The organism is Microcoleus sp. PH2017_12_PCY_D_A (assembly GCF_020738565.1).
Taxonomy (GTDB): Bacteria; Cyanobacteriota; Cyanobacteriia; order Cyanobacteriales; family Microcoleaceae; genus Microcoleus.
In genome coordinates this window covers 38920-65687 of record NZ_JAEQCI010000032.1, presented here as the reverse complement: position 1 = coordinate 65687, position 26768 = coordinate 38920, and the positions used below count along the sequence as shown (strand labels likewise).

Sequence of the window (26768 nt, the reverse complement as noted above, 5' to 3'; positions counted from 1 at the left end):
AATTGTTAAAAAAAAGGCGATCGCTTTTTAGGAAAAGGGCGATCGTTTTTTGCTAAAAAGCTGTTAGAGTTTTTGTGCGATCGCACTTTCTCTCGTCAGCCTTGAATCTGCTGTCGCACCCATTGACTAAAATCAATCTGTGCGCCAATTTCATCAATGAAAGCCGCTTCTAGAAATCGGTATAAATCAGTTTTTTCAATAATGGGAAAAGTCGGAGATCGATCGCGCTCGACATAGGCCCCATCGACTAATTGCAGAATCCGCCATACCCGCCCGTTAAACCGCCAAAACTCCGGCACGCCCATACTGGCATAAAGTGTATTTTTATTGAGATCTGTATGGGTAATATCTACTTCCACGACTAAATCCGGGGCAGGATCGACATTCAAATTAACCGGGCGATCGGCAACTAAGGCATAATTCTGAATGTAATATCCATTATCTGGCTCGGCGCTCTTGAGTAGGTCTTCGCGATCGAGCGTAGTCGATCCCATCGTCTTCATTCTCATCCCCATCTCAACGATCAGGATTAAGATGAATCGTTCAATCAAGCGAGCAGAGCGTTCGTGTCCTTCGAGGGGCATGGTGATTTCTAACACTCCGTGATCGTAGGTAAAGCGGGCGCGAGTGCGCTCGATCAGCAAACTTTGAATCTGCTTGAAGGCCTGCCAATCGAGGTCGCGAAAGGTGAGGCGCTTTTCTCCGACAAGTTGAGGTGGTGGCTCTAACAACATCACAATTACCGCAATTTAAGCGAAAGTTCACAGAACATTTACTGTTAATTATTTTAATATATTTCTTCAATAAGTCTTGTGGTGCAGGCAGGATACCTGCGATCGATTTTGGTGCGCGAGGAACTATTGCCGCTGCATCGTCGTCTGCGGCACTATCGCCTTTCTCAGGTTTCTGGAGGTACAAACCAAACCTCCAAAATCCTGAGATTCGCCGAATCTGGCATCCCTCATAGGGCGTGAAAACCTCTCTCTCCGGTGCAAGCAGCAGAATGCCTGGAAAAAACCGAGGGGCATAAGGCCGATCGCGCATTTGCCGGAGTTGCCCGATCGCGATCGTATTCTGCTATTGTTGAACCTTTCCATCACATTATCGACAGCTTGGGTGAGACGGCAATTGTTTGTGTCAAACCGCTGTATAATTGTGAAACATTTTGAATCCTATAATTTACTTGCTACTTGTGGAGCCGCCGCCCCTATGCCATCAACAGTCAATACAGAATCAACAGCGGTTCAATTTAACCAACAGGGAGAAATATACTTATCCCAAGGGAAATTAGCAGAAGCGATCGCCTCCTGCGAGCAAGCTTTAAAGATTGACCCCAATTTTGCACCGGCTTACAAAACTTTGGGCAATGCGCTGCAAGCTCAAGGCAGAATGGAAGAGGCGCGGCACTGGTACGCTAAAGCTATTGAAATTGCACCGAATTTTGCGGAAGTATACGCGAATTTAGGCAGCATTGGCGCGCAGCAGGAAAAATGGTCGGAGGCGATCGAGTTTTACCAAAAGGCGATCGCGCTTAAGCCTAATTTCGCCGGAGTTTACCGGAATTTAGCCAAAGTATTCGGACAAATTGGCAAGTCGGCAGAAGCTCAGGAATGCTGGTATCGCGCATTTAGTTTAGAACCGGAAAAAGCATCCCCGGCAGAACACTTAAGTATGGGTGATGCTTTTTTTAGGCAAGAAAAATACCCGGAGGCGATCGGCTGTTACGATCGCGCCATAAAATTAAATCCTAATCTACCTCAAGCTTACCAAAACTTGGGCGAAGCGCTGAAAAAAGAAGGCAAATTACAGGAAGCAACAGTATATTATCGCAAAGCTATTGAACTGAACGCAGCTAATGCTAGAAACGGCAGCGAGGGGGAGCAAACTTTGGCGGGTGCAAACGGGACAAACGGCGCAGCAGTTAAGCAGCAGCCGGCAGCAACCCCCGCCAAGCCGCCAGTTAAGCCGCCAGTGCAGCAGGCAGTTAATTCTACAATTAATATAGAAGATCCAGAAGCATACAAAATACTCGCAGAAGGCTATTTGGCTCAGGGAAAATTGGAACAGGCAATTTCTGCTTGCAAGAAAGCTCTGCAAATTAAGCCGGAAGCGCCGCTTTACAAAATGCTCGGCAAGGCGCTGCAAGCAGGTGGCAAAATAGATGAAGCTAAAACTTGCTATGTCAGAGCAATCGAAATTAACCCGAATTTTGCCGAAGCCTACGCTAATTACGGCAGCATTTGCGCGCAGCAGGAACAGTGGCAGCAAGCGGTTTCTGCTTACGAAAAGGCGATCGCCCTGAAACCGGATTTTGCCGGTGCTTTCCGCAATTTTGCGAAATTGTTAACTCAGTTAGGCAAGTCGGAGGCGGCAGCCGAAGCCTGGTATCGAGCATTTGCGATCGACCCGAAATCGGGCACCGCCCAGGAACACGAGAATTTAGCCAAAACTTTGATCGAGCAAGGTAAGATTGAGCAAGGAATTGATTGTTACCGGCGCGCGGTTGAGTTAAACCCAAATGCTGGCGAAGCTTATCACGAATTGGGCGAAATTCTCAAGAATCAAGAACAGTGGGAAGCGGCAGTAAATGCTTACACCAATGCAATTAAAACTAATCCCGAACTTTCTTGGTCGCACAACAATTTAGCTGAGTCGCTGGTTAAGTTGGAACGGTGGGAGGAAGCTATAAATGCTTACCGAAAGGCGATCGACTTAAATCCAGATTTTAGCTGGTCTCACAACAATTTAGCGGATGTTTTGCTGAAGTTGGAACGGTGGGATGAGGCTGTAGAAGCATACCGGAAAGCAACAGAATTAAATCCAGATTTCAGTTGGTCGCACAACTATCTAGCCGACGCGCTGATTAAACTGGAACGCTGGGATGAGGCTATTTCTGCTTACCAAAGGTCGATCGAACTTAACCCCGACCATTTCTGGGCGCACAACAATTTAGCAGAAGCGCTGGTGAATTTGGAACGCTGGGATGAGGCGGTGGTTGCGTACCGCCGCGCTAACGAACTCAATCCGAGTTTCTTCTGGTCTCACAGCAAGTTGGGCGACGCGCTGCTAGAAATGGAAAGGTGGGACGAGGCGATCGAGGTTTACCGACGCGCGGCCGAGTTAAATCGCGATTTTCCGTGGACTTATTACAACATGGGGACGGCTTTTGAGAAGCTGGAACGGTGGGATGAGTCGATCGCTGCTTACCGCCGCGCTGTCGAAATTCAGCCGGATTTGCCGTGGATTTCGCAAAAGTTGGCTGATGCTTTGAGGATGCGATCGCAGTGGGATTTGCAGGATGCGATGCGTTTGTACCAGCGCGCGATTGATGAGAATCGCGATGACTTGCAGTTGTATCACAAGGCGCTGGAGATTGCACCGAATGATGCTGACCTTTATGTGGGTTTGGCTGATGCTTTGGTGCGGCAGGGCTGGGTTGATGGGGCGATCGTATTTTATCAGATGGCGTTGCAGGTAAATCCCGAATGCGGCAAGGCGCACTTGCAGTTGGGGTTGATGTTAGCACAAAAGAATGATTTGAATGGGGCGATCGCTTGTTACCGCCGCGCTATTGAGGTGCAACCGCATGAGTATAAACCTTACCAATTGTTAGGCGATGCTCTGGTAACACAGGGTAAGCGGGAGGAAGCAATGAACTGTTACCGCCGCGCGATCGAGTTAAAACCTGACGATCCTTATATCCAGAACAATTTAGGGGATATGCTGCGACATCAAGGAGATTTGGAAGGAGCGATCGCAGCTTACCGCCGCGCCATAGAACTCAAGTCAGATTTCTCATGGTTCCACTATAATTTAGGGGAAGTCTTGACCAAAAAAGGGCGAATAGATGAGGCGAGTTCTTGTTACCGTCACGCCTTAGAGCTAGAACCCAAAATTTTCTAATTTTCCGTGTAATCGAGCCTGTATTTCCTAAGTCGATGCAGGCTGATAGAGCTTATATGCCTTAAAATAATATCAACGAGATTAGAGGAACTACCATGAACCCTGAAGCAACTCAACGCTTGCAAGAATCCATTCAAAAAACTTTATCCACTCATGCTAAAAGTGACAAAAGTTATCTCTGGATGGCCTATTGGGTAATCTTTGAGCGCGAAGCAGATGCTGATGGATTAGAAGGTTGGTTAAACGATATCAAGTCAGGTTTGAGTCGGGCAGATGTTATTAAAAAAATGGTAGAGTCAAGTGAATTTAAAAAACGCCTTTCAGATGTAACCAGCTGAGAAGCCAGTCGAAATTAGAGGAAGCTCCACCATGAAATCGGAACAAAAAAAACGCCTGCAAGAAAGTATCCAAAATAGTTTATCCACTCATGCTAAAAGCGACAAAAGTTATCTCTGGATGGCCTATTGGGTAATATTTGAGCGCGAAGCCGATCCCGATGGGCTGGAAGGTTGGTTAAACTAACTCAATACAGGTGCGTCTCGAGCTACTGTTATCAAAAAAATGATTGAGGCGCATGAATTTCAACAAAAATTGACAGGTGTAGAAGGCGGCGATCGTAGCTTTCCTGAATAAAATATCAACTGTATGTTGGATAATAAACTTCATAGTGCTCGCATGAAAATGGTGAGAACGCTGCTACCGCCTGCTAACGCGATCTTAGATTTGGGAGGTTATTCTGCATCAGATCGAAGAGGCGCTCTATTACAGCTCGGCTATCCTCATCTTCCCGAAAATTTATATATTAGAGATTTCCCGCCCGATAAAATGATGTTCCCAGGGCCAGAGTGGCCAATAAAAGTTAAGCACCAAAATTGCAGTATTGAATATGTTTATGGAAGCATGACCGACTTAAGCGACTTTCAAGAAAGTAGTTTTGACTTAGTTTGGTCTGGAGAGTCAATCGAACACATCACCATAGAAGAAGCAGAACAACTATTTGACCAAGTTTATAAATTGTTAAAGCCGGGTGGTAAGTTTGCTCTAGACACTCCTAACAGGAAAGCTACCAAGCTACAGTTTCCCAATAATTATATTCATCCAGAACACAAACTAGAATACTATTTTGATGATTTGTGCAAACTGTTGGAGAAGCATAATTTCAAGATAGTCGAAACCAAGGGTATTATCGATCTCTCACAATCCATTGAAACATCAAGCCAGGAAACTCTCAATCATGAATTTCTTCACAGCCAACTATTAAACGATAATCCCGATCGATCTTATTGTTTTTACATTTGCTGTATGCGAGCGGAAGATTTGTAGGCTCATTTATCAGAAAACGAACCATAAATCATCAAGGAAGCCCGTCAGTTGCTAGTATCAAAATTGAAGCCTTGCTCTGTCCAGTTCCCTTTGAGCTTGGAGAGCCGCTTGTTTCCAAGCTTGAGCTTGGGATTCATACCAGCCTTTCTCTTCTATTGTCCTGGTAATATATTCCAGGCGATGTCTAATTTTTTGACCAATAACCTCAGGACTGAATAAAGACCTAATCTCCTTAGCTGCTCTGGCTCCTACTTGCTGTGCTTGCGGATAATTCTGAAAAACATACTCCATCAGAGAAGCCGCGTGATTGATATCCGGCTCAGCCCAGATACTCCCTTTTGGGTAAAGTCCGTAAGCTTCAGTAGTTGCCACTAAATCGTATTTCACCAAAAAACTATTACCGACATTCATAAAATCGGTATTCGATGAATAGGCGGTAGCGATGACGGGCTTGCCGTAATACATCGCCTCCGCCATAGTCAAACCAAAACCCTCAGCCCGATGCAGCGATACATAGCAGTTGCAATTATCTACTAAGGCATGAACCTCTTCCTTGCTCAAATGCCCTTCGATAAATTGAATAGATGGCCAATCTTCTGCCAGTGCTTTTAGTTGCTCGTACTGATTTTGATAAGCTGGATGAGGTCTAAACTTAATAATCAGTAAAACATCTTCATTAGACTTCCCAAAAGCTTTTTTAAACGCCTCAATGGTGGCAAAAGGATTTTTGCGCTCAAAGCCGCTACCCATGTCGAACATGAACAGAAAAATAAATTTATCTTTGGGCAATCCTAAAGCTTCTCTATCCAATGAATTGGGGGGCAAATAAATGCTAGGAGGTAACTTAACAACGGGAAGAGGCGAGACATCAGAAATAGTTTCAGCAGTGTAATTGCTGTAAGTCCAAACTTCATCAAATCGCTTAAACGCCCCCATGAAAAAATCAGGAAATACGGGTAGTTCCCAAATCCAAAAACCAATATTATAGCGGTTATGAAAAAAGTCGGGATCGATACAATTCAACAGTGACTCGTGAGGGTTGGTATGGACGATATTAACGGGATAAGAGTGAGCGCTGGAAAAACTTGTATATGTATCATCTAAGTTGCGTTGCGAATCTTCTTTCAAATCCTTGATCGTGAAAGGAATGTTTGCAGCTTCTAGGGCTCTGATAGTGCCTCGCACCCCTCCGCCCAGACCAAACTCTCCACTTACATGACCGATAATATTAACTCCAAAGTTAGACTTGGGACTATTCAACATAGCTAATTTGTTTTCCTGATAATAAGTATTTTCGGTAAATTCAACTTTTCAAGTATTAACGAGCCTTTGATGTTGTGCTAGTTCAGATTGAACTTGCTGTGCTGTCTGCCTCCAAACTTGGATTTCTGACTGCACCCCAGCCGTCTCTTGCTGAAGCTGATGGATGCGGGTAGACCAATTTGTAGATTGGCTCATTCTGTTTCTGATGATTTCCAATCTATTTTTGATTTTGATGCCTTGAAGTTGAGGGTTCAGTAAAGACTTTATTTCCTCAGAGGCTCTAGATCCTACTTGTTGCGCTTCCTGCGGATTCTCAAAAACGTACCTCATTAACGATGCTGCATGATCGACATCGGGATCTGCCCAGTAATTTCCTTTAAAGTAAGGCCCGTAATCTTCTGTCAGCGTCACTATGTCATATTTTACTGGCAAACTATTGCCGACATTCATAAATTCCATATTAGATGAGTAGGCGGTCGCGATTACCGGTTTGCCGTAGTACATCGCTTCCGCCATTGTCAAGCCAAACCCTTCTGCCCGATGCAGGGAAACATAGCAGTCGCAATTTGCAACTAAAGCATGAAGTTCGTCTCTTTTTAAATGCCCGTCAATAAAGTGAACCGGCCAGCCCTTTGCTTGCGCTTTGAGCCGATCGCGTTCTTCGGGAAAAAAGCTGCCGTTAGAAAACTTTAGCACCAGTAAAACATCCTGGTTTGATTGAGCAAAAGCTCGCTTAAATGCCTCTAGGGTAGCAAAGGGATTTTTGCGACCTACGGTACTGTGGAAGTCAAACATGAATAAAAAAATACATTTGTTTTCGGGCAATCCCAATGCTTCTCGATCGAACGATGGTGTGGGAAGATCGAGGCTGGACATCATCTTAATCACGGGCACGGGCGATACGGGCGCGATCGCCTCAGCGCAGTAATTGCTATAAGTCCATATCTCGTCAAATAAAGAAAAAGCGTACAGCCACCCCGGAGGAAATATCGGCAGTTCCCAAGCCCAGAAGCCAATATTGTATCGACCTTTAAAGCATTCGCGATCGATCATGTTGAAAACAATCGGTTCCGGCAGAGTGTGTATCAGGTTAATGGGATAGGGATTTTGATCGGAAAAACTTGTATAGCTGTTGTCTAAGTTGCGATGCCAATCTACCTTAATATCTTTGAGTGCAAAGGGAATCCCAGCAGCTTCAATCGCTCTGAGAGTGGCTCTCGATCCTTCTCCCAGGCCGTATTCACCGCTGAGGTGTCCGATAAAGTTGATACCGAAATTAGAATCTGGCGTTTGATTTAACATAGTAAGTCTTCTGCTTAATAAACATCTAGAATCAAGCCTTGAAAATTCAGCGCTGTTGCAGTGGAAAATGGGATTGTTTTGCTAAATCTTGCTGTACCTGCAATGCTGTTTGCCTCCAAGCTTGGGCTTGACGAGCCAATAAATCTCTTTCTACCTGAAGCTCGTGGAAACGACTTGACAAGTGGGACTGATTGATATTCCCCATGATAAATTCAAGGCGATTTTTTATTTTTATGCCCACTGTTTGAGGGCCCAGCAAAGCTCTAATTTCCTGAGCAGCTTTAGCTCCTACTTGCCGTGCTTCCCGATGGTTTTCAAAAGTGTACTTCATCAGAGAGGCAGCATGGTCAATATCTGCTTGGGCCCAGACACTGCCTTTGGGGTAAGCTCCATAATCTTCAGTGGTTGTCACCAGATCGTATTTAACCGGAAAACTATTGCCAACATTCATAAATTCCATATTAGATGAATAGGCTGTCGCTATTACTGGTTTCCCGTAGTACATGGCTTCAGATATTGTTAAACCAAACCCCTCAGCCCGATGTAGAGATACATAACAGTCACAACTATTCACCAGAGCGTGAATTTCTGCTTTTGGCAAATGCCCGTCTATAAATTGAATCGATGACCAGCCTTCTGTCAATTGGGCGAGCTGCTCTCGCAGGTGCGGGAAATAATGGGTATTGGCAAACTTGAGCACGAGTAAAACATCTTGATTGGATTTTCCAAAAGCTTGTTTAAACGCCTCAACGGTGGCAAAAGGATTTTTTCTTTCAAAGGAACTCGCAAAGTCAAACATGAACAGAAAAATAAACTTATCTTTGGGCAAGTTTAGGTTTTCTCTTGTCAGGGAAGGCTTAGGAAAAGCGAGGCTCACAGGAATTTTGAGCACGGGAACTCGGGAGACAGCCGAAAATGCTTCTGCACAAAAATTGCTGGGCGTCCAAATTTCATCAAATAAATCAAATGCCCACTGCCACTCCTTCGGAAATACGGGCAGTTCCCACAACCAGACACCTATATTGTATTTGCCTTTGAAATATTCAGAACCAATACCGGGAAAGTATCCTGCTAAAATTTGCTCGACCCAATTGGGGTTAGTTTGGACTATATTGATCGGATAGGGGTTATCGTTGGAAAAATTTTTGTAGGTGGAATCTGAGTTAGGTTGCCCGCCTACCTTTAAATCTGTCAGAGTAAAGGGAATTTTAGCTGCTTCCATGGCTCTGATCGTGCCTCTGGCTGCTTCTGCTAGCCCAAAGTCACCGGTTATGTGACCGGCAACATTTACACCAAAAGAATTATTTAATGTATTATTTAACATTTGTTTTGCTGTTTGCTTTGTGGAAATCTCAGAAGAGGATTTAACAACCATTTAGTCTATGAAGCCTTCTTAATGAGCAGCCCCAAGGATGTTGTGACATATTGTTCTAACTGAAGCTTTAAGTGTATCCCTGACCAGGGCGGTACGTCTATATGACGGTCAAACGGCCCGCTTCCAGCGTTGTAGTTGAGGACTATTTCGTGGCCCTGGCTTAGCAACTCTGCGGCCAGCCGATCGATGTCCTGCCGTCGAAATAGTACAGTCTGTTGGTGGTCGATCGTCGCATCATTAGACAAAACGTTGAATTCGGTGGTGTGGACTGCTATGCCGCCCGGACGCAGGCACTTAAGGCTGTTTTTGACGAATTCGAGCACCTAGGCTCGATCGAGCCTAGGTGCTCGAAAGCGCAAGAGGAATAGACAAAATCGAAGCCCACCAAATCCCCATCTATCTTGTTCATGTCTGCCACGCGGTAAATCACTTTGGAGGCGAAGCGTTCGGGGGGGCAGATGCCGCGATCGTTAAGCGCCTCCAGCGTTGCTGCATATTCACCGCTACCGGCCCATCCTTGCTTTGTCGCTTCGTCTATATCTAGGTCTGTGGCGACGATATCGCAGCCGCGAGCGGCCATTACTGCTACTAACGGTTCCTTGCCAACGCCGAAACCCAGTCCGCGCCTGCCCGGTGACATCATGCCCGTCTCGGACAGACACTGGAGGATGTAGGCGTACTCCCACAGTTTTCGATGGAAGATGGGCTCGTGTGGAAGACGAGTTTGCTCGCACCAATAGTAGAAGGCATCCGATCGGCACTGGGCCTCCGTGGCCATTTGCGAGACTGGATTGGTTAAGCAGGGCTCTTTGTCGATGACTGGTGCCACGCCCTGGCGACCCGCATTCTGGGACTTCAAATTAGATATGGGAATCACAACTTAGTGTTTAGCGCTGGGCGACGAACTGGTACAGCTACTTATTGTACAATGGAGCGAGTGTTGCCGGGTGGAACGCTGTTGAGTTTAAACTCTCTTCTTGATAAACTGACAAAAAAAGTAATAGATTTATGAGTGCAGAGTCGGCTGTAACGGAATTAGATAAAGGCGATCGACTTCTAGAGTCCGGGAAGATCGAGGAGGCGATCGCAGCCTACCGCCGTGCCATTGAACTCAATCCCGATGACGTGCAGGCTTGCCATCAGCTCCTAGAGATTAAACCAGATAACTGGGAAGTTTGGTTGCAGTTAGGGAAAGCTTTATCAAAACAAAGCGACTTAGAGGGTGCGATTGCTTGTTATAGACGGGCAATTGAATTTAACCACAGTTCAGAAGATAATTCAGAAAATGAAAATCGAATTGCAATAGATATAGAGCAATCACAATTGCAGCTCAAACAAATTGATGCCGACATTCAAGAATTACAAGTGCGGCGCGAGCGGGTTTGTTTAGAGTTAGACAAATTGGAATACAACAGCCATGTCAAGCAAATAGGCTATTATTATACTACTGATTGGTTCAGTCACAATATTCCGAATTGGCGAAAATATTTGAACAGGTTTGTAAATATTCCTGAAGTAAATGTTTTAGAAATAGGCAGTTGGGAAGGTAGGTCAACTTGCTGGCTGTTAGATAATATTCTTACCCACGAATCTGCGAAAATTAGTTGTGTAGATACTTGGCAAGGAGGTATAGAACATCAAAACATGAAAGGGAATGTCCTACTTCTTTGCCAATCGCGTTTTGATGTTAATGTCTTCCTAACTGGTCATTCACATAAGGTTACTAAGAAGGTGGGATTTTCCTCTGATGTAATGCGTTTGCTGCCCGTGAATTCCTACGATTTTATCTATGTCGATGGCTCTCACGAGGCGGAAGATGTCTTAGTGGATGCAATACTGGCTTGGGGACTTCTTAAAGTAGGCGGTCTGGTAGTTTTTGATGATTACGGCCTGGGTGGAGGAGTTAAAGAGGGTGTAGATGTGTTTTTGAGATTCTTTTCCCCTAAGCTAAATCTGCTTCATATCTCATTTCAAGTGTTTGTTGAAAAAACGGCTTGAGCGACAATAAAATAGCTAATTAAGTGGTGTTAAGTCGGTGGCAAAAAACGCTATCGATGCTTTTTAAACCCCCTAAAATTGACAATTTGCTTCCCGACTCGTTACATCCATAATACAGACATAACTTAGGAACATGGAAACAGCTATGACTCAATTAAATAAAGCAACTCAATATCTCGAAGCAGGTATGCTCGAAGAGGCGATCGCATCCTTCCATGCTGTGATTGAGTTAGAACCAAATCAGTCTTGGGCTTATCATTACTTGGGGGAAGCTTTAGGGAGACTGGGAAAATTGGAGGAATCAGTCACGGCCTATCGCAAAGCAGTGGAACTGAAACCCGACTTCTCATGGTCTTATCACCACTTAGGAGATATCCTAGAGCGACAAGAGCAATGGGAAGAAGCGATTGCTGCATTTCGTCAAGCGATTGAATTGAATCCCGAGCATTTTGGTTCATATGTGGGATTAGGAAAAAGTTTAGAAAAATTGTGTCTGCTAGATGAGGCGATCGCGGCTTATCGCCGTGCCAGCAAACTTGAACCAGATGCAGATTGGATTCGGTATAGACTGGGGGAATTACTGCAACACCGAACTCAGTTAGATGCGGAGGAGGCGATCGCTTCTTATCGCCGTACCCTAGAGATAAATCCAGACGATGTGCAAGCATATCGCAAGCTCCTACAGATACAGCCAGATAACTTAGAAGTCTTGTTGCAGTTAGGGAAGGCATTGGTGAAACAAGAGCTTTGGGAAGAGGCTATCGATTCTTATCGCCACATTACTGACTTAAATCCAGATGATGTGCAAGCTCATTATCGCTTAGGGGAATTATTAATTAAACATGGGGATTTAGAGGGCGCGATCGATACTTTGCGTCATGCTCTTGAACTGAGTCCTAACTCAGACGAATCTTACTATAACTTAGGAGAAGCACTAGCAGCTAAAGGAAACAAAACTGAGGCCAGCCTCTGTTACTACAAGGCTTTCAAGATTAATCCCAATAATATGCAAGCCAATCAAAAGCGACCTCGCATTTATGACTGCTTTGCCTTTTTTAATGAACTAGATGTTCTCAGAATTAGGATAGAAGAACTCAAAGATGTTGTAGATAAGTTTATTTTAGTAGAAGCTACAAAAACGTTTAGTGGCAACCCCAAACCCCTTTATTACCAAGAATTTAGCCATGAGTTTGCTGAGTATCAGGATCGAATCATTCACTATGTTGTTGATGATATGCCGGAGATTGACTACACTCAACCCATTCATCTCCAAGCATGGCCGCTTGACGTTCACCAAAAAAACTGTATAAGTAGGGTATTAAATTCTCTTGATTGCCAAGATGAGGATATTATCCTGGTAAATGACTGTGATGAAATTCCCAGAAAGGAAAAACTGAGTGAAGCCATTGAATTACTTAAAGAGCATGAATTTGTGATATTTGTTCAAGATTTGTATCACGGTCATTTAGATAACCTTTTCAGTGAGTGGTGGTGCGGAACAGTTGCTTGTAAGTATAAAGATTTTAAAGTTAGAACTTATACAAAAGTCAGGTATTCAGACAAAATAAACACAGGGTTAGACATGGGGGAGGGTGGTTACAAGCGATCGGGTTACATCAATAGCGATCGGTATTTTGAACATCCATACATATTTAAGAGTGGCTGGTCATTTAGTTGGTTTGGTTCCGAATTATCCCGTCGCTACAAATTGCAAAGTTTTGCACATAAAGAAGGGGATGATTCACAAGCAAGAGGTATTGAAAAAATTAAATATGATGTGTGTAGACCGACTTTGGACATGGAATCATCGGGAGAGTTTTATTTCGATGTCACAGACATAGAAGGTAAAGACGTGCCGGAATTCTTGATCGACAATATCTGCAAGTATCGGCACTTTCTTCAGCCCAGACAGACAGCACTGATGGCTCAAATGGGCGGAGAATTTAAACAAATTGAAAATCAACTCTATCTTGTTAATAATGAAGCCATAAAAGTAAAAGAGCAACTAGAAAAAGGGATGGAAAATCTGCTGAGAATTTGCGATATATTGGCAGAAAAGGGTGAATTAGTAGAAGCGATCGCGCAATGGCAGCAGTTAGTAGAACTTTACCCAAAATTCACCAGCAACAAATGCTTTTTAAGCAAATTATATGGGATAAAAAATTGGCGAATTAACCCAGAAGATTTAACTTTAATTTCAGGACAGCTTGTGCAAACACAAGCTGGTAAGCAGCTAGTTATCCCGGTAGGAAATTATGGTCAAGTGTGCTACGGACCTTATATCAGTTTGTTACCTGGGTTATACAGAGTTAAGATAGCTATGGAAAACGCAGATTTTAGAGGAATTCAAGGAAACGGCTCGGAACAACTTTGGTTTAAGTTTGATGTTGCTGTAAATAAGGGCTGGGTAGTTTATGAAGAAAATGTCTATCTGGCAAATCAAAAAGAACATGAATTTTTTATAGATTTTGCGTGTGCCAAAGATTTAGAAGTTCGGTTATGGGCAACAGGTCAATTCTTTGCGGTGAAGTTTATAGAACTGACTTTAATTCATCAAAGTGATTTACACAAAAATAACGAAATTTACGAAAAGAACTGGAACAACTTAAATCAACCAGAAGATATTGAGGAATATCGTCCAGATAGCCTAACAGAAATCGAACCAGAAGCCGCGTTTCAATATTTCCAAAGAGCAAGCAAATATAGATCTCTCCTCCTGCAATTCTTAACCGAAGACGACAAAAAATATTTGGAAAGCCTGGGTTTATCCTTAGCGAATCTGGAATTAATAGCACAAGATAACTTTGCTTTGGAAGAAAGCTATATAAATAGTTTTGAAGAAGACCTACAAAAAAAGCTGCTCCCTGAAATTAACTTCACCCTTCCTTACCAACAAGTTCTAGTAGAAACCGGTTATATTTATTCGGTTTGCCCTTTCAGCGGTAAGGTAATTAGATCTAATCAGTCCTTTGTCATCAATCATCAGGAGATCGGGCATCACGACTTGCAGGGTTTTATTTATCGCTTTGTCGGCAGTGAAATATTCTATTTGATGCATGGCTGTCCTATGGGAGAAAAGCTTTTGATTTATTTGCCAAAACAAGAGCTAATTATTAATTTTAGTCACGTATTAGTACCTTTTGCCCGTCCCGAACAAAGTATAAATAAGTTCAAGAGTTATATGGTTAGTTATTGGTCAAAAGTCAAATCTTATTTAGAAAATCCCGAAAAAAAAATAGTTGATGTTGTAGGTTTAGGTTTCAACATCGGGCATTATTTATGGCAGGACATGGCAGCTATTGATAGTCTCTATAGAAGTGGTATATTATCCAAGGTCGATCAATTTTTAATTGGTGCTGGCGAATACTTCAGTATAGGAGATGTTTTTCCAGAAATTATGCCGGAAAATTTGATTTATGTTAATGATGTTTGGGATGTGTTTAAAACAGTAGTAGATAATAATTATGTTGCTTTCAGGGCTAATGCGAGATTTATAGAAGAGTCATTAATAAACAGAATATGTGAGGTTTCAGTTAAAAAATGCACTCCTGATTGTTTGAAAGAAATAGAAATAGCTAAGGAGTGTTTTCCGCTTTTGGGTGTCCAGATTCGCACCAGTAGCAGAGTATGGCTAAGTCAGGCAGAAGGAATAGCAAATATCATCAACAGTCTGTATTCGGATTTTCCGAATTTGGGAGTTGTATTTGATGGGTGGTCTCTGAGCGGCAAAGAAGATTCTCTTAGTAGCAGTTGGTCTATGATAGAAAGTGAGAAAGCAGTAATGGCAGAAATACTTTCTGTGATAGATCCCGGGATCGCTACATTCAGAGCGATCGGTTCTACAACTTACGAAACAGTCGTTTGGGCTAAGGCTATAGATTTGCACATATCACCAGTAGGGGCTGGACTGATTTATCCCTCATGGATAGCTAACAAACCAGGCGTGTTGCATGCACACACTCAAGTTCTCAATTATCAGGATGTCAGAAAACTTCAGTCGGGGCGCTCTGAGCTACCCTATTTTGACAAGCTAATACCACAAGTGTTTATACCAAATGAGAGTGTCGTTGATTACGCTGATTGCAATTATGATTGTGATTGGAAAGTAATTTATAATGAAGCGGTTAAACTAATACAAAAGTTAAGTCAGGAGCGCTAATAATCTTCCCAAATACGAGCGAGCGCAGCCAAGTTTGCCATTTCTCAACTCTATGCTCTACGATCGTCGCAACCAAGCCCCAGGCCAGTGAGTCACATTCTCCGTCAAATCACTCTCGCTAAACGGCCACTTAGGTTGCTCCAACACAAACTCAGGGTGCTTTTCTGCAAACTCCGCCGCCGCCGCAGTAGGATGATCCCAAGTCCATTCAGGATTTCCCCTCGGCACATCATACAAATCCTTCATAATCCCATCTGTAGCAATAATATAGGAGCCTGGTGTGACAAAACTGGAATAAGCCTCTAACTCATCAGCAACGTGCTGTTTTGTGTGACACGAGTCAAGACTCACCAACACAGTCTCCCCTGGATTTACCAGGTTTTTAACTTGCTCTACAATACTCGTATCTGTAGAACTGCCTTCAACTAAAGTAATGAACGATGACAGTTCGTGTTCCTCTATAGCCTTGCGGTTGTGCGGGCGAATTTCAATATCAATTCCTACAACCCTACCCTTGCCCATTGCTTTAAAAAGGCTAGCGTAATAAATCAGAGAGCCGCCGTGAGCTACCCCGGTTTCAATAATGACATGGGGTTTAACCTGATAAATAACTTCCTGAATGCGAATCATGTCTTCAGGGAGTTGAATAATAGGTCTTCCCATCCAGCTAAATGTATAGGTGTATTTTTGATTCCAGCCTAATTTCAGCCAGTATTGAGAAATGATTTCAAAAGCTTCCTTAGAATAGAGCGGGATAGTTTGACACTCACCGTCTATTTCTTGAATCAATTTTTGGGCATCTGTATCTAGCGTTAACTTCATGATTTTTCCTAGTTATAATTGGATTTAGGTAACGAATCTTAGACAGCAATTTTTAGGACAAAAGCTGATTTTCCCACCAGATGATAGCTTGCCTTAATCCGCTTTCTAAGTTTGATTGGGGCCGCCAACCTACCTCATTAGATAAACGAGTCACATCAGCTACTAATAAAGGCGCTTCTTTCGGAGCAGAGGGAATAGCACCTAACTGCACTAAATCCGATCGCCCGATTAGATCCGCTATTTTATACACAACATCTTTAATGGCGATCGCCCTTCCCGATCCAATATTAACAGCTCCCGTCACCTCACTCTCCAAAAGAGCCACAAAAGCATCAGCCACATCCTGTACATACATAAAATCCCGAATTTGATTGCCGTGAGAGCAGCGAGCAGGCTCTCCCTTCAAGAGAGAAAGCATCACCGAAGAAACCAGCCGATTTGGGTACTCGCCAGCACCGTAGGGAAAGAAAATACGTCCCCAAGCACTGCTGAGACTTGTCGTCTCACCATAGCAATTTACTATCTCCTGCAAAGCATTTTTACAAATACCGTAGGGAGTATCTGGATTTCTCGGCGTGATAAATTCCGAGCAATACCCGTACTTCCAATCATACTCCGCGCAGGTTCCACCCATGACCACCCGATCGCCACCTTGCTCTCGAAATTGTCTCAACAATTCCAAACTAGCCTGTACCCACAAAAAGTTATCCTCAGACTTCCAGTATTGTCCAGGTACTGTATAACACCAGGCAAAATGCAGCAAATGTGTAGGTTTTACTTGACAAACTAACTCCTTAATGGATGTATGGTCTAACAAATTTGCCAGATGCCACGTACAGTCAGAACTTAAAGTCGGCAAAGTCTTAGAAGTGACAGCATGAACCTCAAAGCCGCGTTCCACCAGCGTCTTTAAAGCGTGTCTGCCAACAAAACCCCCCGCACCCGTAACCAGCACTTTTTTCATAGCAAGAAATCTGGATAACTCCGGTCTTTTTCAGAAATCACGCGCTGAGATATCTCCGGCCAATCAATCCCAAATATCGGGTCATCCCACCGCACTCCCCTAGCAGATTCCGAGCAATAAAACTCCGACATCTGATAGAAAACCTCAGTATTGTCCGCCAAAGTTTGACACCCGTGAGCCATACCTTCAGGGATATATATCATCTTGCGATTCTCAGAATTTAGCTCAACTGAAAACCAGCTTTTAAAAGTGGGCGAATCGGCACGCAAATCTATAATTACATCATAAATTCCCCCTTTTACACATCTAACTAACTTTGCTTCTTCGTGCGGTTGTGCCTGATAGTGCATCCCCCGCAAAGTACCTTTATTGAGGTTAAAAGAAATATTGCACTGCACTAAATTAGGATTCAAACCGTGTTCGGCAAATTCTTTTTGACACCAAGAACGCGCAAAAAATCCCCTCTCATCGCTTAAGGGTTCTACCTCAATAACATAAGCTCCTTTAAGTTTGGTTTCGGTAAATTTCACCCTATTACCTCCACTTGAGGAATCAGCACCACAAATTTCCCTCCCCACTCGCGGATATAACCCATCTGACTTACTATCTCATCTTTGATGTTCCAAGGCAATATCGCCAAATAATCTGGCTTAGTTTCCCGAATTTTATCTGGATGATATATCGGAATCTGAGTTCCCGGCAAGAACAAACCCTGCTTGTGCGGGCTTAAATCCACGGTATAATCAATCAAATCCGTGCGGATACCGCAATAGTTCAGCAGCGTATTAGCCTTTGCCGGCGCACCGTAGCCCGCAATTGATTTGCCCTGGTTTTTGGCATCTATTAAGAAACTGAGCATTTGGCGTTTGGTAGACTTCACCTGTTCGCCAAATCCTAGATAAATTTCAATTTGGTTGAGGCCGGCTTGGACTTCCTTAGCTTTCAGTTGGGAAGTGCGATCGCCAACCTGTATACTCTCACAATCTGCGTGCCTCCCGTAAATCCGCAGAGAACCGCCGTGCGTCGGTAGCTCTTCGACATCAAACAAAGTTAAACCGTGACGAGCAAAAATTTTCTCAACCGTCAGCAACGAAAAATAAGAGAAATGCTCGTGGTAAATCGTGTCAAACAGATTGTCTTGAATGAGTTGCAATACATGAGGAAACTCCATTGTCAAAACACCCTTTGGCTTCAGGACAATTTTCATCCCCGCCACAAAGTCATTCAAATCTGGTACGTGAGCCAACACATTATTGCCCAGCAATAAATCCGCCTGCTTCCCTTTTGCAACCAACTCTTTAGCCGTTTCCACTCCAAAAAACTTAACTAAAGTGGGAATGCCTTTTTCCTCAGCTACTTTGGCTACATTTGCCGCCGGTTCAATTCCCAATACGGGAATTCCTTTCTGCTGAAAATACTGGAGCAAATAGCCGTCATTACTTGCGAGTTCAATTACCTGACTGTTGGCGTCAAATCCAAACCTCTCCACCATCAAATCAGTGTAATTCTTGGCGTGGCGCAGCCAAGAGTCTGAATAGGAAGAAAAGTAAGCATAATCGCTGAAGATGCTATCCGGCGATTCAAATTCTTCTAGCTGCACTAAAAAACAATTACCGCAGACATAAGTATGAAGCGGATAAAATTTCTCTGCACTATTCAGACGATCGCGATCGACAAAAGCATTGGCTAGTGGCGACATCCCCAGATTTACAAAAGTATGCTCCAACGGGTGACTGCAAAAACGACATTTAGATGGCACAGAATTAGCCCCCTTGACTATGATTTTTTTTATCAACTGTCACCATAGATACCCCCAACCCCCCTTGTAGGGGCGGTGCCCTAGTGTCCGCCCTGGAAAGCTATATTTGAGACTCTCGGTACGTAAATCCTGAAATTCATTTAGTAGCACTATAGCAACTAAGATAAAGAGAATTAGAATTTGAGTCTGAGAAAGCCTCAATCACACGCTGATCGCACAGGTATCTTCATTCATCAAAAAGTTTTCATACCACTCTATTGTTTCTTTCAACCCTTCTTCTAGAGGATACTTAGATTCCCAACCCAGCATTTTTCGCGCCTTATCTGCGGATAGATACTGATGTTTTATTTCATTCTTTGCCCGATTCAATACTACTGGCTCCAAATCAGTCTTGTTCATCAATTTCAAAACCTTGTCTACCATGCCCCGCACCGAAATTTGCAGCTCGTTGCTGAAATTAAACGCTTCTCCCAAAATCTCTTTCCTGTCCATTTGCTCTGCCAAATGGAGATAAGCTAAAACCCCATCTTTTGCATAGAAATAGTCCCGGATAAAAGTGCCATCACTCCGGATAACTACGGGCTTATCCTGCAAAGCCGAGCGAATTGTAGACGGAACGATGCGATTAAAATTCAAATCTCCACCGCCGTAAAAATTGCCGCAGCGAGTAATGCACACGGGCAAACCATAGGAAACGTAGTAAGTCTGACTGATTAGATCGGCACAGCTTTTAGAAACATCGTAAGGATGTTGCCCTTGCAGCGCAGTTGTTTCGCTGTAAGGAAGCACTAGCTGGTCTCCATAGGCTTTATCGCTGGATGCTATGACAATTCGACTCACACCTCCAACGCGGCGGCAAGCTTCTAGAATATTCCAAGTACCTTTAATATTGGTTTCAAAAGTTGCGAGCGGCTCTCTATTTGCAACTCCCACAATTGTCTGAGCTGCTAAGTGAAACACCGTATCTACTTCATACTCATTAATCGCTCGTTCTACTGTTGACAAATCCTCGACACAACCGCGAACGATATTAATCTGTCGGTACCAGTCTCCAGCATAAAGTCGGGATTGCGGCACTAAGTCCCGAACTAATCCCGTTACCCAAGCTCCTCTTTCCAGCAGCTCAGCTACTAACCAGTTGCCCAAAAGGCCGGTGCAGCCTGTCACCAACACAGATCGATCGCGCCAAAATTCACTCATTCCCACAGCCTCCAAGGAGCATCACCATTATCCCTAAGTTCGTTCCAATATTTATACTCGCCGTAGGTATCATCGCAAAAAAAAGAAACCTTCGTGCTGGTAAGCCATCAATTGCCCCTGGGCATCTCACCGCCCTAGAGGCTCTCACTCTACCATACAATCATTTGCCTCCAAATAATCAAATACGGTGTAGGAACGGCGGGGTCGAAAGGGGCTGCTTGCTCGATCGCACTATATCTAACCTATGTCTGTGGGACGGCCGATCGATCGGGCATCAACTCCCTCTTTGCCTCAGTCCCAAATGGCAATACTTTTGCAGGAAAGAGCGTCCGATCCGGCTGTTGGCAGGATTTGGCCCGTAGGGCGATCGCAGAGAGTTAAACTGCAGCAGCAGAGCTTCGTCGTTTTCTGTATACTGCACTTTACCTTCGAGCCGATCGAACATTTCCAACACCAACTCATCGATCTCTTCTGGAGTATTATCGATTACTTGAATGCCCCAGGAATAAAGAAGTTTGCTGTTGAGATTGAAAAAGAAGCGAGGTAAGAGTGCTTCTTCAAACGTGAGATAGCGATTTTCTACGGACGATCGAGCTAGTTTGGGAATAAACAGATCCAAATTCGACTGCGGGCGCCCGGAAATCGGCCAAGTGTTGGTAATAGCGCTGGGAACGCCAAATACCAAGGGAACGCAAGCGAGCCCGGAAGCGCTTCCCAGAAAGAAACGACACTCAGCAGACAAAAAAACATCCATCCAATCGCTTTTTGCGTCAGTGCGAGCGTAGTCAATTACCTGTTTCATCGGTGGCAGCGGTTTCATGGTACGATCGCCCATGCGGATGACCCAGCCGCCCCGCGCTACGATCGACTCGATAGCCAATGAGTAAGTATCAACATCAGCACTGCGGTGCGTAGTCATTCCTTCTCGGCGGAAGCCATCTTCTCGAACGTGGAGGCACACAAACCAAGCATTTTTAGGCACTCCAAGCTGTTGCAAACAGTTCCATCCCCGCTCGAAATCCGAGGGCGACAGGCTCAGCAGCGGCGGTTTTGCTTCTGTTTGCCACTGTTTTTGCACTGTGGCAAAAGCATAACCCAGATCTACCATTTGTCCGCTGGCAAGTTTGATGTGGTAAAGGGTGTATTCCAAACAGCGCATCGTCTTCGCTAGCGGCAGCAGGCGATCGATTGTAGGGGGGTCGGTGATAATGTGGAGGTAGGGCCGCCAGTAGTCGAGCAAACAAGGATTGATAACTTGTTCCGGAGGCGCTAACAGAATTGTATGGCATTCAGGCCGCCAGCCGAGGATGCCCATTTTAATATAAAGATCTATATTGAGAGCTAGGTGGCCGATCGCTCCCAGCCAAGGCCAATTTGTGAAATATTCCGGCGTGATAAAGCGAATACCCAAATTTCCCAGGGGATGCTGGGCAAGCTGAGAGTTATATATTTCGATCGCCCCTTCCGCAGAGTCGATCGATTCGTATAATTTACCCGCATCGTAAAAATTCCAGCTCATTTTCATCCAAGCTTCTACCAGCTTGAGGCAAGCTTCCGTCCAATGTGGTTTTAGTTCGAGAACTTTTTGATAAATCTCGATCGCTTCTGCTAATTTTCCTTGCTGTATTAGTAAATTTCCCAGGTTAAACAGCGCCTCTTCCCCTACAGAAGGTTTGTTTTGTTTTTGCTTTTCCCCATCTATTTCGGCTTGCTCTATCAGTAAATTGACTAGGTTGGTACGCGATAATTCTCGATCGAAATTGAGGACGATCGCTTTTTTATAGCTCTCAATTGCCTCGATCCGCCTGTTTTGTTGCGTTAATATTTCCCCGAGTTGGCAGTAATTTTCTGCCTGTTCTGGTGCGAGGTTAATAGCTTTGCGGGTTGTGGCTATCGCAACTTCCAACTGCTGCTGTTTTGTCAGAGTTTCTGCTAAATTGCGGTAGGAATCTTTCACTGATGGATTAAGTTTAATCGCCTGAAAATAACAACTTTCCGCTTCATTCCACCGCTGCTGTTTTGCCAATATTTCCGCAGCTTGACAGTAGGAGGCTGCCGCTGCTTCGCGATCGCCCTGCTTGCATAGGGCTGCCCCCAAGCCGGTGTAAAATCTATAAAAATCAGGGGAAAGCTCGATCGCGCGGCGGTAAGAGGCGATCGCATCCTCCCAGCGACAGAGTTTTGCCAAAGCTTCGCCTAAATTGTAATAAGACCAAACCGAGTTAGGATTTAGTTGAATGGCGCGATCGCACGCCGTAACAGCTTCCTCCCAGCGATCGAGTTTAGCTAAGGTTTCCCCCAAATTGTGGTGAGACAAATAAAAATTGGGGTTAAGTGCGATCGCTTGGCGGTAACAGGCGATCGCTTCTGCCAACAAGCCTGCTTGCTTAAGTTTGTTTGCTTTCTGAAAATAACTTACTGTCATTAATTACCGAACGCTCAACATCTGTTTCTGGTAGCGAACCTTTCATCAACCCATCTAGAATACAATGACAAATGCACAAATGGGTAATTTCAGCAAATCCATAGGCCATCGTGGGAACGTAAAAATTGAGATCTCCTAATTGACGCAGGGGATTATCCGGCGCAAAAGCTGAAAGCGTGATGACGTAACAGCCCATTTTAGCAGCTTGAGTTGCCCCAGCTAAAATATTAGCCGATTTTCCCGAACTGCTGATGGCAAACACAATATCGCCCGATTGGGCAAAGGTGGCGATCGGCTTGCTAAAAACTTGTTCGTACCCAAAATCATTGCTGATGCAAGTGAGGAGGGCTCCGTCATTGAAAGCCATCGAGGGAAATCCTCCATTGCGCCAGTAATCTATTGCTTGGTGACTTGCTACCGCAGCGCTGCCGCCGTTACCAATGAAAATTACTTTTCGTTGCTGTTTGCTTTGTTGGGATACTAAAGCAGCCGCCCGACTAACTGCTTCGGAAAAGGTGAGGGGATAAAGTTCTTTGTCACTCGCTTCAAAGTTTTCGCTTAAATTTGCAAGTTGGCGGAAATAGTCGGTAGCAAAGGGTAGTTCTGAGGCAAAATTTTGCATATTTTGTGTTCGATGGCGTAAGTTTTAACTAATCTGAAACCGACCACTTTAACTTTTTTGTTGTGAATTCCTGCCAAGCCAAACTAAGTTCTGGAAAATCAATGGCTTCCACAACTTGCGGCAGCATCCGAGGAATTTTGGGCACTAAAGGCAGTTGAGTTAATTCCTCAAATGTAAATAGTTGGAAGGCTTGTCCTTCGGTTAAGGTTAATTGGCTAGTTCCAACTGTCAGGGGAATGCCAAAAATATAGATGGTGCAAGCTCGATCGGGTACTTCCCAAGTCAGCAAGTATTTCGGTTCCGGCGGCATCCAGCAAAGTTCTTCTGCGATTTCTCGCTTCATCGCTTCGACAGGAGTTTCGCCTGCTTCCACGCTACCGCCGAACAATCCCCAGCGATCGGGGGCTATGATTTCAGGTATATTGTCTCGAAGTTGCAATAACAGGCGACTTCCTTGGTAGAGGAATGCTTTGGAAACCTGAAGATTCACCGTCGCAGCAGCATTTTGCACCATAAATTTTAGGTTTTTCCCAAATATTCAAACCATGCTTTTGTGGCTTCCTGAATCGAATCAGGCGTCCACACGGGTGCTTCTCGCCACAAGTCGATGTTCGCCAACATCTGCGCTACCCCTTCGGGGAAAGGAACTTTTGGTTCCCATCCCAAGAGAGTTTTAGCCTTGGTGATGTCTCCCCAAGTGCAATCAGGTTCTCCGGGGCGTTTGGGGATGTGGACGATGGGGCCGCCCAATAGTTCCACTAAGGTGAGGACGCTTTGAGGATTTCCCGATCCGATGTTGATAATTTCGCCGGTGACATCCGATGCTGCTGCGGTGACAAAAGCTTCTACCACGTCGCTGACAAAGGTAAAATCTCTGGTTTGCGTGCCATCTCCGACAAGGGTGAAGGGTTTACCTGCTAATTTTTGAGCTAAAAAGACGCCGAAAACTGCACCGTAGGCCCCTGTAGTTCTCGATCGGGGCCCGTAGACGTTAAACAAGCGCAGGGAGAGGGCGGGGAGTTTGTACACTTTTGCCCAGTGCATCACCATTTGCTCGCCTAAATATTTGGTCAAGCCGTAGGGGTGTTCGGGCTCACAGGGATAGGTTTCGGGTGTGGGATAGGTGTCTGGGATGCCGTAGCAGGTGGAGGATGCGGTGTAGACGAAGCGTTGGATTTGAGCGCTGCGGCAAGCGTCTAGCAGGCTAAAGGTGCCTTGAACGTTCGAGTGGTAGTATTGGCTGGGGTTTTCGATCGACGGTACTAAGTCGGCCAGCCCTGCTAGGTGGAATACCCAGTCTATTCCTTCTAGGGTTGAGGGGGCGATCGCGGCTGCGTCTTGTTCTAGAAAGTTAAAGGTGTTGTAGGTTTTGGCTTGTTCTAAGTTGGCAAGGCGGCCGACAATCAGGCTGTCGAGGCCGGTGACGGTGTGGCCGAGGGCTAAGAGGCGATCGCACAGGTGGCTGCCGATGAAGCCCGCAGCGCCGGTTACTAAGCAGTGTTTAGATGCAGTCAATCAGTTTCTCCTCACATTTTGAGATGGTTTCACTTGCTTGAATTTTACAAGTTTTGGATCAATTCCCAATACTTGTTTCCCGCTTCGAGTTCCACATTAAAGATTTCTTTGAGCGTCGATCGCGCCGCATTCCACTGTACGTCTTCTGGATTGACGCGATAGCGTCCCAAATATTCCGTACAAATTCGCCTCAGAGCGCGGTAAATTTTAGTTTCCACAGTTGCAGGACTAAAATTGTGCGTGCCGACAAAGCTCATTAAAGTATCTAGAGCAACATCAGTGGCAGAGTTCAAAATACAGAAATAAGCATATTTGAGGGTTGCTAGTTCCAAACTTTCCCCTTTGTAGCGATCGCGCACCCAATCGTACTTTCTCAGCCACACGCCATCCGTACCGATCAAAGTTCCGTAGCGATCGTTATCTGGAACTAAGGGATTCGGATTGCGAAACAAAGCATGGCGCGGCACTCCCCGACCGAAGTAATCGAAATTTATCAAAAAGAAATCCCGCGCTTTGAGGTGATTGAAAATTTCGGGAAACAGAGGAACATTTTTGTATATCTCCTCAAATAAAAGTTCTACCCGCAGCCCCAATACATTAGATGAAATTTGCTTTTCGGCTCCCTCTAAAATTTCTAATTCCGAACCTTCTGTATCTATTTTGAGAAAGTCAATATCTATGTTTCGCGAACTTGCCCAACTATCGAGGGATGAAGTTTTCACGCGAATTACAGATTCTATTTCCCCTTCACCCGGTCTGTATCGTTTAAACCATTCCGAGTCGAGATTGGGAGGGTAAAAAGAACAATATCCCCGGTGTTTGGTGATATAAAAATCTCTTTCTCCTTCTGCTTTTGCCAGAGCCAGCTCGACCACTTCAAAACCCGATCGAGAATTGTACTTTCTCAGGCGTTGGGCCTCTTCTGGATCTGGCTCAAAGGTCAGGTAAAGTAATTCTCCAGCAAATCCCGACCATGAGGGGTGCATCCCGTAACGACCGCCCACATCAACGACGATCGTCGTGCTTTTATGAGGTTCCATGCCAACACCTATTTTCAAAAGTTACTGTAGCAAGCCGTGCATATTTTAGGGATATTTCCCCCTAAATGAGCGCGTCTGAAGGCAATCATTTGTTCGCTATTCCACTCCTGTGTTAAGTTGCGCGCATCCCCGAGTTCGCAGACTTCTGGATTCGCCACCATGCAGCAAGGAACTATTTTCATATCTGATGAGATATAAAGTCGATCGAACGGCCAGGGGCAGAGTTTTTTGGGGTCGGTGGTATCGTATTTTTGGTCGATGAACCAGAATGTAACTTCGACGTTGTGTTGTTTGCCAATAGCAATCAGCCGTTCTGCCATTGACAAATCAAACCGTCTGTGCACATCTACTTTTTGATTGACTTCCCGCCACTCGTCTTGACCCCAATCATTCACGTCAAGAGACAAAGTTAAACGCTCGAAACCCAAGTCAGCAGCGAGGACGGGAAACTGTTCCAATTCAGAAAAATTATCTTGCTGAACTACCGTCCACATTCGAGTGCGCTTGCGGTTAGTATCGCGACAATACTCATTTAGCAAGCGACAGTTTTCGACCACCTTTTCAAAGCGACCCCCGCGCCGAATTTTTTCGTAAGTTTCTTTCGCAGTTCCATCAACAGAAACCTGCAATTCGCAGATATCTGCATCGATCAGTCGCCGGTAATTGTCTTGGAAATGCAAGATTGAAGCATTGGTTGTTGACCTTACCCAAATATGTTTCGATCGGGCATACTCGATCATTTCAAAGTAGCATTTGCCCAACAATGGTTCGCCCATTCCTTGCAATTTGATTTCAATCAATCCGTACTGGCGATCGATCAAATCTTTGTAATCCTCAAAAGACATATCCTCCGCCCGTTTAAAACCCTCCCAATCACTGACCTGGCACATCGTACAGTGATAGTTACAGCGGCTGACATTTTCAATGTCAAGCATGACGGGTAAGTAGTCGAGAACTTCACCCCTTTGAGCCGCTTGGTACTTGAGATAATTCTCTTGTCGCTGCGGAAATGTTTTGAACCCGGCAGCCAGGGTCGCTTCGTACAAACTAGCGTCGCGGAACGGTCGGGGTAACGTGTTAAGTCTATCCATAGTTGCA

The 26768-nt window shown here is 44.7% G+C and carries 25 protein-coding genes; 8 read left to right on the top strand and 17 right to left on the bottom strand.

Going from position 1 to position 26768, the window contains the following annotated elements; genetic code table 11:
• Positions 1–95: 95 nt before the first annotated feature.
• Positions 96–734 (bottom strand): Uma2 family endonuclease, encoded by a 639-nt coding sequence (locus JGK39_RS09855; RefSeq protein ID WP_293296188.1) that lies wholly within the window; start codon positions 732–734, stop codon positions 96–98.
• A 78-nt stretch (positions 735–812) separates the two neighbouring features.
• Between JGK39_RS09855 and JGK39_RS09850 the strand changes: the two genes are divergently transcribed.
• The 6 genes from JGK39_RS09850 (at position 813) to JGK39_RS09825 (ending at position 5226) form a co-directional block, all read left to right on the top strand.
• On the top strand, positions 813–974 hold the full coding sequence (locus JGK39_RS09850) for a hypothetical protein (RefSeq protein WP_293322137.1): 162 nt from the start codon (positions 813–815) through the stop codon (positions 972–974).
• 15 nt (positions 975–989) lie between these two features.
• Positions 990–1169 (top strand): hypothetical protein, encoded by a 180-nt coding sequence (locus JGK39_RS09845; RefSeq protein ID WP_293252374.1) that lies wholly within the window; start codon positions 990–992, stop codon positions 1167–1169.
• 40 nt (positions 1170–1209) lie between these two features.
• The gene (locus tag JGK39_RS09840; RefSeq protein WP_293296190.1) at positions 1210–3903 is read left to right on the top strand and encodes a tetratricopeptide repeat protein; all 2694 of its coding nucleotides are present in this window, start codon (positions 1210–1212) and stop codon (positions 3901–3903) included.
• A gap of 95 nt (positions 3904–3998) precedes the next feature.
• On the top strand, positions 3999–4241 hold the full coding sequence (locus JGK39_RS09835) for a DUF4214 domain-containing protein (protein WP_293296191.1): 243 nt from the start codon (positions 3999–4001) through the stop codon (positions 4239–4241).
• Between the two features lie 31 nt (positions 4242–4272).
• Positions 4273–4425, top strand: a complete 153-nt coding sequence (locus tag JGK39_RS09830; protein WP_293296193.1) for a hypothetical protein — start codon at positions 4273–4275, stop codon at positions 4423–4425.
• A 123-nt stretch (positions 4426–4548) separates the two neighbouring features.
• Positions 4549–5226, top strand: a complete 678-nt coding sequence (locus JGK39_RS09825; protein WP_293296195.1) for a methyltransferase domain-containing protein — start codon at positions 4549–4551, stop codon at positions 5224–5226.
• A 57-nt stretch (positions 5227–5283) separates the two neighbouring features.
• Here JGK39_RS09825 and JGK39_RS09820 read toward each other — a convergent pair whose 3' ends face one another.
• Genes JGK39_RS09820 through JGK39_RS09800 form a run of 5 tightly spaced genes read right to left on the bottom strand, consistent with a single transcriptional unit; the run spans position 5284 to position 9809 of the window.
• Complete coding sequence (locus JGK39_RS09820) at positions 5284–6489, bottom strand: glycosyltransferase family 4 protein (RefSeq protein ID WP_293296197.1); 1206 nt, start codon at positions 6487–6489, stop codon at positions 5284–5286.
• Positions 6490–6537: 48 nt separating this feature from the next.
• Positions 6538–7791 (bottom strand): glycosyltransferase, encoded by a 1254-nt coding sequence (locus tag JGK39_RS09815; RefSeq protein WP_293296198.1) that lies wholly within the window; start codon positions 7789–7791, stop codon positions 6538–6540.
• Positions 7792–7837: 46 nt separating this feature from the next.
• Complete coding sequence (locus tag JGK39_RS09810) at positions 7838–9115, bottom strand: glycosyltransferase family 4 protein (protein WP_293296200.1); 1278 nt, start codon at positions 9113–9115, stop codon at positions 7838–7840.
• Positions 9116–9171: 56 nt separating this feature from the next.
• Positions 9172–9411, bottom strand: a complete 240-nt coding sequence (locus JGK39_RS09805) for a hypothetical protein (protein WP_293296201.1) — start codon at positions 9409–9411, stop codon at positions 9172–9174.
• A 26-nt stretch (positions 9412–9437) separates the two neighbouring features.
• Complete coding sequence (locus JGK39_RS09800) at positions 9438–9809, bottom strand: hypothetical protein (protein ID WP_293296203.1); 372 nt, start codon at positions 9807–9809, stop codon at positions 9438–9440.
• A gap of 365 nt (positions 9810–10174) precedes the next feature.
• Here JGK39_RS09800 and JGK39_RS09795 point away from each other — a divergent pair, with 365 nt between their 5' ends.
• Entirely contained in the window at positions 10175–11164 is a 990-nt protein-coding gene (locus JGK39_RS09795; RefSeq protein ID WP_293296205.1) for a class I SAM-dependent methyltransferase, read from the top strand.
• Between the two features lie 145 nt (positions 11165–11309).
• The gene (locus JGK39_RS09790) at positions 11310–15323 is read left to right on the top strand and encodes a tetratricopeptide repeat protein (protein ID WP_293296206.1); all 4014 of its coding nucleotides are present in this window, start codon (positions 11310–11312) and stop codon (positions 15321–15323) included.
• Between the two features lie 57 nt (positions 15324–15380).
• On the opposite strand, the gene JGK39_RS09785 is transcribed toward JGK39_RS09790, so the two are convergent.
• From JGK39_RS09785 to JGK39_RS09735, 11 genes are all read right to left on the bottom strand, one after another.
• A complete protein-coding gene (locus tag JGK39_RS09785) occupies positions 15381–16145 on the bottom strand; it encodes a CmcI family methyltransferase (protein WP_293296208.1) in 765 nt (254 codons plus the stop codon).
• Between the two features lie 52 nt (positions 16146–16197).
• A complete protein-coding gene (locus tag JGK39_RS09780) occupies positions 16198–17109 on the bottom strand; it encodes an NAD(P)-dependent oxidoreductase (protein WP_293296210.1) in 912 nt (303 codons plus the stop codon).
• Positions 17106–17639 (bottom strand): dTDP-4-dehydrorhamnose 3,5-epimerase, encoded by a 534-nt coding sequence (rfbC, locus tag JGK39_RS09775; RefSeq protein ID WP_293296212.1) that lies wholly within the window; start codon positions 17637–17639, stop codon positions 17106–17108. Before rfbC ends, JGK39_RS09780 begins: the two co-directional genes overlap by 4 nt.
• A complete protein-coding gene (locus tag JGK39_RS09770; RefSeq protein WP_293296214.1) occupies positions 17636–18868 on the bottom strand; it encodes a class I SAM-dependent methyltransferase in 1233 nt (410 codons plus the stop codon). The genes rfbC and JGK39_RS09770 overlap by 4 nt, the downstream gene beginning before the upstream one ends.
• A gap of 201 nt (positions 18869–19069) precedes the next feature.
• The gene (locus JGK39_RS09765; protein WP_293296216.1) at positions 19070–20068 is read right to left on the bottom strand and encodes a GDP-mannose 4,6-dehydratase; all 999 of its coding nucleotides are present in this window, start codon (positions 20066–20068) and stop codon (positions 19070–19072) included.
• Positions 20069–20342: 274 nt separating this feature from the next.
• Positions 20343–22493 (bottom strand): TIGR04372 family glycosyltransferase, encoded by a 2151-nt coding sequence (locus JGK39_RS09760; RefSeq protein ID WP_293296218.1) that lies wholly within the window; start codon positions 22491–22493, stop codon positions 20343–20345.
• Positions 22456–23115, bottom strand: a complete 660-nt coding sequence (locus JGK39_RS09755) for an SIS domain-containing protein (protein ID WP_293296220.1) — start codon at positions 23113–23115, stop codon at positions 22456–22458. Before JGK39_RS09755 ends, JGK39_RS09760 begins: the two co-directional genes overlap by 38 nt.
• A 28-nt stretch (positions 23116–23143) precedes the next feature.
• A complete protein-coding gene (locus tag JGK39_RS09750) occupies positions 23144–23629 on the bottom strand; it encodes an NUDIX domain-containing protein (RefSeq protein WP_293296222.1) in 486 nt (161 codons plus the stop codon).
• Positions 23630–23634: 5 nt separating this feature from the next.
• A complete protein-coding gene (locus JGK39_RS09745; protein ID WP_293296224.1) occupies positions 23635–24630 on the bottom strand; it encodes an SDR family oxidoreductase in 996 nt (331 codons plus the stop codon).
• A 44-nt stretch (positions 24631–24674) separates the two neighbouring features.
• Positions 24675–25670, bottom strand: a complete 996-nt coding sequence (locus JGK39_RS09740) for an FkbM family methyltransferase (protein WP_293296225.1) — start codon at positions 25668–25670, stop codon at positions 24675–24677.
• 14 nt (positions 25671–25684) lie between these two features.
• Complete coding sequence (locus JGK39_RS09735; protein WP_293296226.1) at positions 25685–26761, bottom strand: radical SAM/SPASM domain-containing protein; 1077 nt, start codon at positions 26759–26761, stop codon at positions 25685–25687.
• Positions 26762–26768: the final 7 nt, after the last annotated feature.